The organism is Sphingopyxis sp. OPL5 (assembly GCF_003797775.2).
Lineage (GTDB): Bacteria > Pseudomonadota > Alphaproteobacteria > Sphingomonadales > Sphingomonadaceae > Sphingopyxis.
The window spans coordinates 873860-887032 of record NZ_CP060725.1; the positions used below are offsets into that span (position 1 = coordinate 873860).

Here is a 13173-nt window from a genome sequence, read left to right on the forward strand (position 1 = left end):
CCAATGCTCCTCGCGACACTAGAGCATTTCGGGCGGCCTGTATCTATCGCGAAAACATCGGCGATCGGTCAGCGCGCGGGAACCAGTTGGACGATATGCACTTCCGGACCCGACCGCTCGCCGCGCCGGGGCTTGACGATCAGGCGGGTCGTGCCGACCGCGAGGAGCCGGTCGTACCGCGCCAGTTCTTCGCGATAGCCGGCCGGATCGGCACGATAGCGAAGATGGTTGGTGACGACCGCGAAATCGGTACGGCATGATTCCAGCTTCGCCCTGTCGACATGGCCGACATCGACGATCGCCCCGCCGCCGCGCAAGCGGTCGACCTTCGAATAACGGATCTGTCCCGACAGCAGATCGCGGACGTCGACACATCCCGCCGACCCCATCGCGGTGCGCAGTTCGAACGGCGCGGCGAGCAGGTCGAACGCGGCATGTTCGATCAGCACGCTGCTCCCCGACGGCGCGTGATCGCGCAGCCACGCCGACGCGATCTGGCGCGTGTCGTGCCGCCGCTCGGCCGCCTCGATCCGCGCCTCCCAGGCCATGGGCGTCAGCAGGATGAGCAGCGCCACGGGCAACGCCGCCATGGGCAACCGATGGCGCGGCAACAAGTCGGCGAGCGCACACAAGGCGCGCGCCGCGGCGAGCGCGGCGAACGGCAGCAGCGGCACGACCCAGCGCTCCCAACGCAACGACTGAAAACAGATCATCGCGAGGAACAGCAGGCAGAAAGGCAGGATGACATAGAGCCAGACACGCGCCTTGCCGCCGCCCCAGACGAGGCCGACGGCGGCGAGCAGCAATCCGCCGACGCCCAGCGACGACAGCAACGGTCCCCCGACATACCAACCGAGATTGGCGAAAAAGCCGCCGCCCGTCGCGCCGGGGTGTAGCGGCCGCGCTTCGCCCGACAGGTTGGCGATCACCGTCGCATGGTCGATCAACAGATAGGGCGACACCGCGAATAAGGTGATGACCGCCGCAGCGACCACCATCGCCAGCTGGCTCCAATGGCGCTCACCGGGCAGTCGATAAGCCCAGCTGCCCAGCGCGGTCATGATGATCGCCGCCGCTGGCCATTTCGTCGCGCACGCCAGACCGGCGCAGATGCCGGCGAACAGATAGTCGCGCCGTCGCCCTTGCTCGGCGATGCCGACCGCCGCCAGCGCGCCGAGGAGCATGAAGACGCTCGCCTGGATATCGGTGCGGATGATCTGCGAATATTCGATATGCACCGCATTGACCGCGAGGATCGCCGCCGCGACCAACCCGATCCGCGCGCCGCCGAGCCTCTTGCCGAGCCGGAAGGTCAGCCAGACGCACAGCACGCCGCACAGCACGATCATCACACGGGCGGGCAGGAACACGATACCGGGATCGGCATAAACCGCAGCCGCCAACGCATCGGCGTCGGCGAAGCGCCCCGTCGCGATGCCGATGCCGCCGACCGCGGCGATGACCAGCGCGAGCGAATAGAGGGTGATCGTCCCCGGATGGCCGAACCAGCCGGGGTCGAGGCTGTGCTTCTGCAGCATTTCGAGCGCGGTCATCATAAACAACGGCTCGTCGGGGTCGTTGAGCGCCGGCAGCCCGAAGTCGACGCCGTCGAGCCGCAGCAAAAGGGCCGCGAGCAGGATCGCCCATAACGCCAGAGCTTCGACTGACGGACGCCAGCGGGCGGCGATCGTCATCGCGCGCCGTTGTCGCGGAAGGTGACACGATTGTGCCAGAACCAGCTGCCGACGATCACAATGAGCGTGAAGCCGGTCTGCGCAATCATCGGCGGTACGCCGCCGACTTCGACAAGGAGCGGCAGCGCCAGCCAGTTGGCGGCATAGTTGGCGAGGTAAAAGCTCGCGAAGGTCCCGAATTCGCGCAGCACATTACCCCGCGTGCGAAAGACCGCAAGCTTGTAGGTCGTGAAGGCAAAGCACAGGCACACCGCCTGCGCGATCGCGAGCGCGACCATATAATGGACCGCGAACAGCGGCACCGACCACAGCAGCAGCGGATAGAAGCTGAGACCGAACGCCGTGTTGACGCCGCCGACCATCAGGAAGCGCAAAGGCTTCCCGAGGCGGAGGAAACGCGCGGTCACCACGCGGCTCATTCCTCGTCCATCAACGCAATGCGCATATTCGCTTCCAGCACCTCGCGCGGCAGGAAGGGCGACAAATCCTCGAGCGCGGGTGAGGTGATGCGCCCGTCGGGATGCTGCTTCGCGCCGAGCTTGGGGGCGAAGCCGACATGCTCGTCGACCATGATCTCGCAAAAGGCGGGACCGTCGGCCGCGAGCGTCGCGGCGATGGCGCCGGCCAGCTCGGCATGGTTTTCGGCGCGCGCATAAGCGAAACCGAAAGCGCCCGCGACCTTCGAGAAATCGGGGAAGGTCACATGGCTCTTCGGCCCGCCGCCGACTTCCTGCCCGTTGAAGAAATTGCGCTGGGTCTGGAAGATCGAGACATAACCGCTGTTGTTGATCAGGATCACCTTCACCGGCAGACCGTATCCGGCGATCGTCTGCATCTCCTGCAAATTCATCATGATACTGCCGTCGCCGGCAATCGCGATCACCCGCTGCTGTCCCTTGGTCGCGGTGCAGACGCCGATCGCGGCGGGCAGGTCATAGCCCATCGTCGCGCAGCCCGAATTGGTCCACAGCCGCTGTCCCGAATGCAGATGCGCCGCCTGGAAACCGACGACGCAGGCGCTACCATTGCCGGTGACGACGATGTCCTCGCCGCCAAGCTGGCCGAACAGTTCGTCCATCGCGACATAGGGATGCACCAGTGTCGCATGGTCGCGATATTCGGGCAGCACGGTCGGGAATTTCGCGACCCGCTGCCGCGCCCAGCCGAGCCATTCGCGCTGCCCCTCGGTCGGCCCGGCATAGGGCTGCGCGAGCAGCGCGGGGATCAGCTCGGCAAGGTCGGCGGTCACCGGCATGTCGGGGACGACGGTCGGCTTGGCGAGTTCGACCGGGTCGATATCGACCCAGATCTTGTACGCCCCGCGCGCAAAGCTTTTCCAATTGTAGCTGACCTGCCGGATGTTGAGCCGGCTTCCCAGCACAAGCAACAGGTCGGCGCTCTGCGTCACCATATTGCCGCCGCGGTCGCCGACCGTGCCGGGTTTGCCGCAATTGAGCGGGTGGTCGGTCCACAGCGCGTCATGCGCGTTCCAGCCGGTGACCACGGGCACGCCGAGCCGCTCGATCAGCGTCAGGAATTGCGCGTGCGCGCCGCTCAGCCGGACCCCGCTGCCCGCGAACACGACGGGGCGATCGGCCTTGGCGATGCGCTCCAAAATCTCGGTCGCGACCGCGTCGAGGTCGCCCCGCTTCCACGGCTCGTCGAGTTCGGCGGGGTCGAAACCCGGCAGCAGATCGTGGGGGTCGATCTTCGCCGCCTGCACGTCGAGCGGGATGTCGAGCCACACCGGCCCCGGCCGGCCGCTGGTCGCGAGATAGAGCGATTTTTCCAAGTGATAGCGGATCGAGCGCGGGTCGGTGACCATCACTGCATATTTGGTGACCGGCCGGACCAGTTCCTCGATATCGAGTTCCTGGTCGCCATATTGGCGCAGCGGCAACCCGGTGTGGCGCACCGTCGTCTCGGTCTTCACCTGCCCCGAAATTACCAGCATGCCGATCGAATCGACGAAGGCGCCGTAAACGCCGGTGATCGCATTGGTGCCGCCGGGACCCGAGGTGACGTTGACCACCGCGAGCCGGTTGGTCAGCCGATAATAGGCCTCGGCGGCCATCGACAGCGCCTGCTCATGATGGGTGAAGGTCGTCGTCAGCGCGGGGTGGGTGCCGAGCGAATGGTTGAGGTGCATCGCGCCGCCGCCGGTCAGCATGAAGACGTCGGTGATGCCGCGGTCGGCGAGGGTCTGGGCGACCCAGTCGGAGAGCTTGATCTGGCTCATTCTATCCATCCATTGAAAATTGCGGTGCGGCGGATTGCCGCGTCGAGGGTGATGGTCGGCGCGACGCCGAGCCGGCTGCGGATCGCCGCGGTCGAGGGGACATAGCGACCGGGGTTCCACCCGGCGTCGGCTTGTCCCAGCACCTCGACCCCCGGGCCGCCGAGGACGGCGGCGGTGCGCCGCGCGAGGTCGGCGATCGACACCGCTTCCTCCGACCCCATGTTCCATGTCGCGCCGCGCGGCGCGCGCAGCAGCATCAGCCACAGCCAGGCGGTAAGATCGGCGGCATAGAGATAGGAGCGGACGGCGGTCCCCGCGCTTTCGATCCGGATCGCCCGCCCCGCCATCGCGTCGCGGATGAAATTGCCCGCCGCGAAATGGATATCGAGCGACAGCAAGGGGCCGAGCAACGCGAAGATACGCGACGTCACGACGTCGAGCCCGAACTGCTGGCCGTAAATGGCGCAGAGCAGTTCGGCGGCACGCTTGCCCTCACCATAGGATGATTTGGGATCGCGCGGGTCGGGGCCGCCATGCCAATCCTCGGCGACATGGCCGACGTCCCACGGCTGGGCGCCATAGACCGCCCCCGAACTCAGGAAGAGGACCCGCCCCGCTTGCCGCTCGATCGCGAGATCGAGCGCGTTGCGGGTACCGGTGACGATGGTGTCGAACATGCGGCGCGGGTCATTCGCGTTGAGCGCCGCGCTAGCATCGGTCGCGGCGTGGATGACATGGGTGAAGCGGCCCGGCGGCGCGGCGAAATCCATGACGTCGCCGGCAACGAACTCGAATCGGCTGGCCAGATGCGGCGCGCGCGCCGCGAAGGCATCGGGATCGCGGCTGAGGATCACCACTTCGGCATCGCAATCCGAAAATGCCAGCGCTTCGAGCATCCAGCGCCCGATGAAGCCGGTGCCGCCGGTCATGAAGATGCGCGCGCCGTCCAGCCCCGCCCAGTAAGGCGCCAGCTGGCGGTCGATCGCGGTCAGGTCTTCGGTCAAGATCATGCGACCACCAGCCCCAGCGAAGGGCGTTGGCTGCGATGCGCGCGCACGACGCGCACGATGCTGTCGAGCGACAACGCCCACAGCATGATGACGATCAGCCCCGGCCGGATGAAATGGCCCGCGGTCAATCCGAAGCTCGCGGTCACCGTGCGCTCGCCCAGCCAGCTCGCACTGGTCACGTCGAGCACCGTCGCCAGCGGCCAGTCGCCGACGAGGCAGAGCAGGTAAGCGCAGACGATCGCGGCGATCGGCCCCGCGCCCTTCCATGTCTCCATCAAGACGAGAAACAGCAGGAACAATTGCGTGTAGCCGCCCGGTGACTGGGTCACCAGATAGGCGCCGAGCAGGATCGCCGCGATGCGGTGCGTCGGCAGCGCCCTGGGCTGGAGCCACGCCGCGGCGAGCGCGGCGAGCGCGACCAGCTGGCTCGACCGGATGACGATCGGCACCAGAAATTCGATCGTCTCGATCAGCCGCGACGGCACGAATTGCAGCAGCGGGATGTCGAGGGTGCGGAACATCAACAGCGGCGCGTAGCTCGTCGAATAATTGACCTCGTTCCACACCTGACCGCCCTGGAAGACGACCCAGTTGGCGGTGTTCGCCGCCAGCTCCATCGGCGTCCCCGATCCGACGAGCGCGAGGGTGACGAGATAGAGCGCGATCGTCGCGATCCCCGCGACTTCGAGCGTCCGCCAGTCGCGCTTCACCGCATGCGCCAGCATCGGCAGCACCAGATAGGGCTTGAAATTGATCGTCACCGCGGCGGCGAACCAGCGCCACGGCTTCGACGACGTCACCGGCCCGTGCGCGATCATGAAGAAGGCGAAGGCGACGAGGATCAGATTGCCGCGCTCGATCGTGAACAGCATCGGCAAACCAAGCGCGATCGCGATCGTCCGCGTCGGCGCGGTGCGGCGGTCGAGGCGGCGGAAACAGACCCACGCCAGCACCACGTCGATGACATAGAAGATGTAGATCGTCCCGCGCCCCAGCCAGTCGCAATCGCGCGCGGTAAAGCTGTTGTGCAGGTAACAGCCCGGCAGGCTCGTCGCGTCGAGAAAGACGAACGACAGCGGCGGATAGATGCTCCGCCACACATTGTAGATACCGGGATTGTTCGCCCAATAGGCGGTGTTGAACCAGTCCATGAACGTGTCGTTGGTGTCGAACACGAAGGGCTGAGGCAAATAGCCGAACTCGAGGAAGAAACGCAGCGTCCACGCGCTGCTCGCCACCACGGCGAGCGCGAGCAAGGCTTCCGGGACCAGCGGCAGCAGGCGGACGCGCGGCGCGGTCATGGCCGGCGGATGTGGGTGCGGGCCGCGGGCCGCGACCGGTCGGCGGGAAAATTGATCCGCTCCTCCTCGATCACCAGCGGCACGTTGCGGCTGCGTTCGGCGAGCATACGCACCTGCTCGCCGATCAGCCCGAGGAAGAGCAGCAGGATGGCGAACAGCGCAAAGCCGAGCGCCAGGCCGAGCAGCGCCCAGACCGGGCCATCGAGCGCCAGCGCGACCGGCGCGGCGACCAGCAGGCACAGCGCCAATGCGGCGATGTAGACCGAAAGAAACAACGGCAACCGCAACAGCGACTTCGCCGACCCCGCCAGCCCCGACAGCGCGAAGGACGCGAGCGCGACGAAGTCATTCTTGCTCTCGCCCGCCGCGCGGCCGGGCCGGTCGAACGGCTCCAGTTCCAGGCGAAAACCGCTTTCGACCACCATGCCGCGAAAAAAAGGCTCGGGCTCGTTCCACGCCGCCAGCGTGTCGATCACAATGCGGTCGAACAGCCCGAAACCGGTCGCGCCCGGGATCACCGGATAGTCGCCGAAACGGCGCAGGAAGCCATAGCCCATATGCCGCGCCGCGCGCAGCATCGGCGACGCGCGTTCGGACCGCCGCTGCCCCAGCACCACCTGTGCGCCCTCACGCCACCGCGCGACGAAGGCGCCGATCATCTCGGGCGGGTCTTGGAAATCGGCGCACATGCCGATCACCGCCCGCCCCTCGGCCTGGTACAGGCCATAGGTCGGCGAGCGCATCTGGCCGTAATCGCGGTTGTTGAAGATCACCCGCACGCGCGGATCGACGGCGCAGATCGCACGCATGATCGCCCGGGTGCCATCGGTCGAGCCATTGTCGATCAGGATGATCTCGTGACTCGCCGCATGCGCCTCGGCCTCGGCGGTCACCGCGGCGCAGATCGCCGCGACATTCGCCGCCTCGTTATAGCAGGGAATGACGACCGACAGTTCGGGCGCGGCGTCCGCAGTCATGCCGCGCCGTCCGCCTTGCGCGCCGCAAACAGGCGGATCCCCGTCACGGGCGCATAGATTTCGGTGAACAGCGCCGCGAGAATGACGAGCGCCAGCAGCGCGACCGCCGCGACATTATATTTGCGGTCTGGATCGAGCCGCGGCGCCTCCAGCACCTGCACGCTCGCCGCGGTCTCACCCGCAAGCGTTTCGACCGCGACCTCTTCGGACGAGCGCGCATAAACCTCGTACAGCGCCTGCGCGAAGCGATAGTCGCGATAGAGGTTCAGATATTCGCCCGATACTTCGCTGAGGCCCGCGACGTTCGGGCCGGCGGCACCGGCTGCGGGCTGCGCCGAGCGCGCGATCTGGGCGCGCAGCGACGCGACTTCGGTCTGGACCGCCAGCAGTTCGGGGTTTTCGGGGCCCTGCACCTTTTCCAGCGTCTGCAGCTGGACCTGTTTCGCCTGCAGCCGCGCCTCGAGCCCCGCGCGCAGCGACAGCGCCGCGCCGAGTTCGGCCTGTGGTTCGGCGAGCCGGTTGCGGCGGCGGAAATCATTGAGCGCGGTTTCGGTTTCGACGACACGGTCGCCGGCTTCCTTGAAGCGCTGCATGACGATCGCACGCTTGCGCTCGACGCGGTCCTTGCCAAGCGCGACGATGCGGTCGCCGATCGCCGCGACATAGGCGCGGGTCAGATTCTCGGCCTCTTCGGCGTCGCGCGTGCGCACCTCGACCTCGACGATGCCGCCGGTCAGCGTGTGGATGTCGACCTTCTGCGCCAGCGCGACATGCGCGCTGGTCGCGCTGGCATAGCCGTCCGGCCCGACGAGCTTGAGCCGCTTGATCACCGCATCGCCGACTTCGCTGCTGCGGCTGACCGCCAGATACATGTCGGTCTGCTGCTTCGCGCCGCCGAACAGCGCGGCGAACCCCTGCAACTGGCCGCCGAGCGCGTTGAGCGTCGAGCCGAGCCCGATGCTACTGCTGTCCTGCGGCAGCAGCTTGGCGCGTGCGACATAGGGTTGCGGAAAGACCGTCAGCAGCGCGAGGATCAGCGCGGCGAGCGCATAACCGCGACGGCGCCACCGCGGGTCGGCGGCGAAAGCGATCAACCGGCTCATTTCGTGATCGCCGCGACCGAGGCCGCGCCGACGAGCCCGCTGAACAATGTCCCGGTGATGTCGCGCAGCCGCGCCCAGAACTCGCCGCGATTGGCGTCGATCGGGACATAGACAAGGTCGCCGGGCAAGGCCGCGGCGCGCAGCGCGCGCTTGCCGCCCGCCAGCACCGTGCCATTGGCGCGCACGACGAAAATCTCGTCCTTGTCGCCGATATTCTGCACGCCCCCGGCGGACTTGACGAAATCCTCGACGCTCGCGCCCGGACGGTAGACGAAGGACGCGGGGCTCGGCACCGCGCCGAACACCCCGACCGTCACCGGCCGTGCGGGGACATGGACGACGTCGTTATTCTCGAGGATCAGGTCGCCGGGCAGCGCCGCAGCGTCTACGGCCAAGTCGAACACCAGCCGCCCGTCGGGCTCGCGGCGCCGAAGCTGGTCGACGATGCTGTTGATCAGCGCGATATTGCCGGGCTGCGCGAGCTGGGCGCGGTTGACCGAGGTCACCGGCTGCGCCGCGAGCAGCAATTCGACGTCGCTGATCGCGCGGTCGTAACTCAGCCGTTGCTGATGCTTAACGCTCTCGCGCGTGATGACGCTGGCATAGGGGAAGGCCTCGCCGGTCAGCCCGCCCGCCTGCGCGACGACATCGGCCATGCGGGTGCCGGGCTGGACATAATAATGACCCGGCCGCGCCACCTCACCGCTCAGCGTCACGAGCACCGGCTGCTGGCGCAGCGGCCGCGCGATGCCGATGTTCGACAGGATGCGGATGACATCGCCGCGCCGCGCTTTGCTGCTCGCGGCGTCGGCCGCCGACAGCTCGCGCCAGCCGCTCGCATCGGGGCTCAGCGCGTTGAGCACCATCAGCCGCCTGTCGTCGGCGACGGTGTTGACGCCGCCGGCATAGACGATCGCACCGGTCAGCGTCTCACCGGGCGCGAGTTCGAAAATTGCCTCGCGGTTGATGCTGCCGATCACCGCGACTTCGGCGCCCGCCGGCGCCACATAAAGGACGTCGCCATTCTGCAGCACGGCATCGCCGCGCGTGTCGCCCTTGAGCAGCAGGTCGTAGAGATCGAAGTCGGAGATCAGCTGGCCGCCGCGGCGCAGCTGGATCGACCGGAAACTGCCCCCCGTCGCGGGTCCGCCCGCGGCGAGCACGACGTTGACCAGCGTCGACAGGCTGCTCGCCGAATAGGAACCCGGGCGCGCGGCAAAGCCGGTGACATAGACGGTGATGCCCTTGAGCTTCGCGACCCCGACCTCGAGGTGGAAACCGCGATACTGGCGCGACACCTCGCGCTCGATCACGCCATGGACGTCGCCATAACGCACCCCGCCGACGCGGATTGCGCCGACGCGCGGCACAAAGATGCGGCCTTCGCTGTCGATGACGAGGCGCAGGCCCGATGCCTGCACCGATCCGGTGAGGCCGATCAGCAATTCGTCGCCGGGGTTGAGCCGGTAGTCGGGCGGGATCGCGGTGGTCGACGGCGCGGTGAAATCGCGCGCGCCGGGGATCAGCAGGTCCGACCCGAAACGGCGCAGCGGCTTGCCGGCGACCGAGGACACCCAGGTTTCGAACTCGCTCGCGACCGGCGGCGCCTTGGCGACCGGGCGGCGGCCGCCCTCGTCGGGCGCTTCGGGCGCAGGAGCAGGAGCCTCGATCACCGCGGGTACGATCGGCGGCAGCTCGACCACCGGCACCGCGACCTGTTCGGCGGCGCCGCGGCTCGCGGCATTGTCGCCTGGCGCGCCGACCGGCGACGCGAGCTGCGCCGACGCGGGCGCCAGTCCGACCAACGACAGTGCCAGCGACACCGTCGCCAGCCGCTTCCACCCATGGCTCATCGCGATATGTCTTCCATGTCCACCAGCCCGGCTTCGGCGCCGAGCAACATGTCGGCGGCGGCCTGCCACAGGTCGGGCGTCGCCGCGGCCAACATCCCCTGCCCCGTTCCGCCGACCCGATACGGCCGCCCGTCCCAATGCGTCGCGTTGCCGCCCGCCTCGGTCAGGAACAGAGCGCCAGCGGCGTGGTCCCACGGCAGGATGCGCTGGAACAGCGCGACATCGTCCTGCCCCAGCACCAGCCGCGGATAGCTTTCGGCGGCGCAGCGCGGCACCGGCTGGACGTCGAGGCCGTTCGCGGCGGCGGCATGCACCCGCTCGCGGCGGTCGGGCGGCAGGAAATGCGTTCCGAGCGCCGCGCGCGGCACCCTGCGCATCGCCGACCGCGCCCGCACCGGCTGGCCGTCGCAGGTCGCGCCTTTGCCGCGCTCGGCATGGCACAGCCGCCCGGCGAGCGGGTCGAGGATCCACGCCGCCAGCGGCGCGCCATCCTCGACCAGCGCCACCATCATGCCGAAAGGCGCCCGCCCCTCGGCAAAATTGGCGGTGCCGTCGAGCGGGTCGATCAGCCAGACCAGCCCCCGATCGACGCCTTCCAGCAAGTCCCGGTCCGCCTCGGCCGCCTCCTCGCCGACGATCCGCGCGCCAAGCCCGAGCGCCGCGAGACCGTCGTGGAGTCGCCGTTCGCTTTCGCGATCGACGATCGTGACGATCTCGCCGGGGCTTTTCTCGTCGATCTCCTCGGGCGCGAGCAGGCGGAAGCGTGGCATCACCACGTCCGCCGCGACATCGCGCATCAGGGTCGAGACTTGGTCGCGCAGCGGCATCGGGCTCAGGCGGCGACGCTGGCGAGATGCGCGCGCTTGGCGACCGCGCTGCGCTCTTCCATCATGCGGATGCGCGGCAGGTCCTCGGCGGCGATCGCGCCATAATAGTCGCGCTTGTTCTGCAGCCAGGCGAGTTCGAACGCGACGGCGTTGGCGACCCCGGCGTCGAAGCTGGCGCTCTCGACCGCCGCGCCGTCGAACACGATCTTTCGCGTCTCGAAGCGGTCGAGCCGGACGGCGCGGACTTCGCGCAGCGCCGCCGCGGCCTCGACGGCGACCGAACCGCCGACGACGAGTTCGAGGTCATGCTCTGCGCAGGCGTGCGCCACGCGCAGCACCGCATCGGTGATCGCGCGCTCGTTGATCGCACCGCGCGGCATCCCCCGCGACAGCGTGAAATCGACGCGGCCGAACACGATCCCATCGATCTCGCTCGCCAGCGGCAGCATCGCGTCGAGATTGCCGAGCGTGATTTCGGTTTCGAGGTTGAACAACATGCGCGTGTCGCCGCGATCGGCGCCATAGACCTTGGCGGCGGCATCGACGAATTTCGAGAGCGCATAGGGCGTCTCGACCATCGGCGCGATGATGTAGTCGGCACCGTAGAGCTTTGAAGCGTGGAGGTCGGTGACCGCCTCGCAGCCGCCGATCTTGAGCGCGAATTTCAGGTCGGCGCGCCAGGTCAGTTCGAGCAGGCGCAGCAGTTCGTCGGGGCGCGTGCCCTCGGCTTCGAACTCGGCCTTGACCGCGACGACACCGTGGTGGTCGCGGCCCTTTTTGAGCATGTCGAGCATGCGTTTTTCGGTGGAATTCATTTTCCGTCTCCCTTCGGTGCAAAGGCTGGTGACACAGCCGAAGACGAAGGAAGGCGGTGCATTCCGTAAGGATTTCGGCACAAAAATATTTCTGCTGGCCGATCCAAGGCTAGGCACGCACCGTTCCGTCATTACAGGAAATGCCTGTGCCCCCGGCTCTTCGTCCAACCCTCGCCTTGTGGCTGCTTTGCGCCGCGGGAAGCGCGACAGCAGCCGAACAGGCGGTGCTTCCGTCGGGCGACAGCACCGCGGTGCGCGAACGCATGACCGGCTGGTCCGCGCCGCCGCCCGCGCCCGTCCTCGCACCGCCGCCCCAGCAGCGCGCACCGTCCGCCCCGGCCCGCCTGCCCCGCCTCTCCTCGGGTTTCGGCACCCGCGTCGATCCGATCGACGGCAGCCACCGCGCCCACCGGGGCCTTGATATGCCCGGTCGCGCCGGGACGCCGATCCTTGCCGCGGCGCCGGGAACGATCGCCTTCGCGGGCCGCGCCGGGGGTTACGGCCAGATGGTCGAGATCGACCATGGCGGCGGTCTCAAGACACGCTATGCGCATCTGTCGCAGATCCTGGTGCGGCCGGGCGAAACGGTATCGCGCGAACAGGCGATCGCGCTAATGGGATCGACCGGCCGCTCGACCGGCAATCATCTGCATTTCGAGGTCCGGATGAACGGCCGCCCGACCGATCCGCTCGGCTGGTTCGGCAGCGCCCCCGCGCCGCGCGCCGCGATGCCCGATGCGCCGGTCGCGCCCCCCGCGCCGCATATCTCCGACTTCGCGCGCCGCCGCGCGCCGGCCGAAGCGCGCTAGACGATGGAAGCGGGCGACACCGCCAACGATCTGCAGCGGGTGCTGCTCGGCGAACGACCCCGGCTGGTCCGCTTCCTCGCCGCGCGCGGCGCCGGGGACGAGGCCGAGGATCTGTTTCACGACCTGTGGCAGAAGGTCGCCGTGCTGCCCGACCGCGCCGTCGACGACCCGCTGTCCTACCTGTTCCGCGCCGCCGAAAATCTGATGCGCGACATGCGCCGCGCCGCGATCAGCCGCGACCGGCGCCAGTCCGAATGGCACGGCCTGTCCGACGCGCCGCACGACCGGCCGGCGGGCGAGCGGGCGCTGATCGCGCGCGAGCAGCTGACGGCGATCGAGGCCACGCTCGCCGCGCTCGGCCCGCGCGCCGAACGCATTTTCCGCCGTTATCGGCTTGACGGCGCCGGACAGGCCGATATCGCCGCCGAATGGGGGATCAGCCTGAGTTCGGTCGAAAAGGACCTGCAAAAGGCCTATCGGGCGATTGCGGAATTGAAGGCGCGCTTCGATGCGGAATAGGTCACCCGGCTTCGTCATGGGGTAAA

Annotated in this window: 12 protein-coding genes; 2 read left to right on the top strand and 10 right to left on the bottom strand. The window is 68.0% G+C overall.

Features of this window, described 5'->3' with window-relative positions:
- Positions 1-68: 68 nt before the first annotated feature.
- Genes EEB18_RS04250 through EEB18_RS04295 form a run of 10 tightly spaced genes read right to left on the bottom strand, consistent with a single transcriptional unit; the run spans position 69 to position 11819 of the window.
- Positions 69-1694, bottom strand: a complete 1626-nt coding sequence (locus EEB18_RS04250; protein WP_187139343.1) for an ArnT family glycosyltransferase — start codon at positions 1692-1694, stop codon at positions 69-71.
- A complete protein-coding gene (locus EEB18_RS04255; protein WP_187139342.1) occupies positions 1691-2113 on the bottom strand; it encodes a GtrA family protein in 423 nt (140 codons plus the stop codon). The genes EEB18_RS04250 and EEB18_RS04255 overlap by 4 nt, the downstream gene beginning before the upstream one ends.
- Positions 2110-3933 (bottom strand): thiamine pyrophosphate-binding protein, encoded by a 1824-nt coding sequence (locus tag EEB18_RS04260; protein ID WP_262408117.1) that lies wholly within the window; start codon positions 3931-3933, stop codon positions 2110-2112. Before EEB18_RS04260 ends, EEB18_RS04255 begins: the two co-directional genes overlap by 4 nt.
- On the bottom strand, positions 3930-4943 hold the full coding sequence (locus EEB18_RS04265; protein ID WP_187139340.1) for an NAD-dependent epimerase/dehydratase family protein: 1014 nt from the start codon (positions 4941-4943) through the stop codon (positions 3930-3932). Before EEB18_RS04265 ends, EEB18_RS04260 begins: the two co-directional genes overlap by 4 nt.
- Positions 4940-6244, bottom strand: coding sequence for a glycosyltransferase 87 family protein (locus EEB18_RS04270; RefSeq protein WP_187139339.1), 1305 nt, complete (start codon positions 6242-6244; stop codon positions 4940-4942). Before EEB18_RS04270 ends, EEB18_RS04265 begins: the two co-directional genes overlap by 4 nt.
- Positions 6241-7221, bottom strand: a complete 981-nt coding sequence (locus EEB18_RS04275) for a glycosyltransferase family 2 protein (RefSeq protein ID WP_187139338.1) — start codon at positions 7219-7221, stop codon at positions 6241-6243. Before EEB18_RS04275 ends, EEB18_RS04270 begins: the two co-directional genes overlap by 4 nt.
- Positions 7218-8324, bottom strand: coding sequence for a capsule biosynthesis protein (locus EEB18_RS04280; protein WP_187139337.1), 1107 nt, complete (start codon positions 8322-8324; stop codon positions 7218-7220). The genes EEB18_RS04275 and EEB18_RS04280 overlap by 4 nt, the downstream gene beginning before the upstream one ends.
- Positions 8321-10177, bottom strand: a complete 1857-nt coding sequence (locus tag EEB18_RS04285; RefSeq protein ID WP_187139336.1) for an SLBB domain-containing protein — start codon at positions 10175-10177, stop codon at positions 8321-8323. The genes EEB18_RS04280 and EEB18_RS04285 overlap by 4 nt, the downstream gene beginning before the upstream one ends.
- The gene (locus EEB18_RS04290) at positions 10174-11004 is read right to left on the bottom strand and encodes an inositol monophosphatase family protein (RefSeq protein WP_187139335.1); all 831 of its coding nucleotides are present in this window, start codon (positions 11002-11004) and stop codon (positions 10174-10176) included. The genes EEB18_RS04285 and EEB18_RS04290 overlap by 4 nt, the downstream gene beginning before the upstream one ends.
- A gap of 5 nt (positions 11005-11009) precedes the next feature.
- Positions 11010-11819, bottom strand: coding sequence for an aldolase/citrate lyase family protein (locus tag EEB18_RS04295; RefSeq protein WP_187139334.1), 810 nt, complete (start codon positions 11817-11819; stop codon positions 11010-11012).
- Between the two features lie 140 nt (positions 11820-11959).
- Between EEB18_RS04295 and EEB18_RS04300 the strand changes: the two genes are divergently transcribed.
- Complete coding sequence (locus EEB18_RS04300) at positions 11960-12628, top strand: M23 family metallopeptidase (protein ID WP_262408118.1); 669 nt, start codon at positions 11960-11962, stop codon at positions 12626-12628.
- A gap of 3 nt (positions 12629-12631) precedes the next feature.
- Positions 12632-13147 carry a sigma-70 family RNA polymerase sigma factor gene (locus tag EEB18_RS04305; RefSeq protein ID WP_187142347.1) on the top strand — a complete coding sequence of 172 codons (516 nt, stop codon included), beginning with the start codon at positions 12632-12634 and terminating at the stop codon, positions 13145-13147.
- Positions 13148-13173 lie beyond the last annotated feature (26 nt).

Excerpts from the sequence above, each read along its gene's own strand:
- EEB18_RS04250 (WP_187139343.1), bottom strand. The coding sequence starts at position 1,694 with ATGACGATCGCCGCCCGCTGGCGTCCGTCAGTCGAAGCTCTGGCGTTA.
- EEB18_RS04255 (WP_187139342.1), bottom strand. The coding sequence starts at position 2,113 with ATGAGCCGCGTGGTGACCGCGCGTTTCCTCCGCCTCGGGAAGCCTTTG.
- EEB18_RS04260 (WP_262408117.1), bottom strand. The coding sequence starts at position 3,933 with ATGAGCCAGATCAAGCTCTCCGACTGGGTCGCCCAGACCCTCGCCGAC.
- EEB18_RS04265 (WP_187139340.1), bottom strand. The coding sequence starts at position 4,943 with ATGATCTTGACCGAAGACCTGACCGCGATCGACCGCCAGCTGGCGCCT.
- EEB18_RS04270 (WP_187139339.1), bottom strand. The coding sequence starts at position 6,244 with ATGACCGCGCCGCGCGTCCGCCTGCTGCCGCTGGTCCCGGAAGCCTTG.
- EEB18_RS04275 (WP_187139338.1), bottom strand. The coding sequence starts at position 7,221 with ATGACTGCGGACGCCGCGCCCGAACTGTCGGTCGTCATTCCCTGCTAT.
- EEB18_RS04280 (WP_187139337.1), bottom strand. The coding sequence starts at position 8,324 with ATGAGCCGGTTGATCGCTTTCGCCGCCGACCCGCGGTGGCGCCGTCGC.
- EEB18_RS04285 (WP_187139336.1), bottom strand. The coding sequence starts at position 10,177 with ATGAGCCATGGGTGGAAGCGGCTGGCGACGGTGTCGCTGGCACTGTCG.
- EEB18_RS04290 (WP_187139335.1), bottom strand. The coding sequence starts at position 11,004 with ATGCCGCTGCGCGACCAAGTCTCGACCCTGATGCGCGATGTCGCGGCG.
- EEB18_RS04295 (WP_187139334.1), bottom strand. The coding sequence starts at position 11,819 with ATGAATTCCACCGAAAAACGCATGCTCGACATGCTCAAAAAGGGCCGC.
- EEB18_RS04300 (WP_262408118.1), top strand. The coding sequence starts at position 11,960 with ATGCCTGTGCCCCCGGCTCTTCGTCCAACCCTCGCCTTGTGGCTGCTT.
- EEB18_RS04305 (WP_187142347.1), top strand. The coding sequence starts at position 12,632 with ATGGAAGCGGGCGACACCGCCAACGATCTGCAGCGGGTGCTGCTCGGC.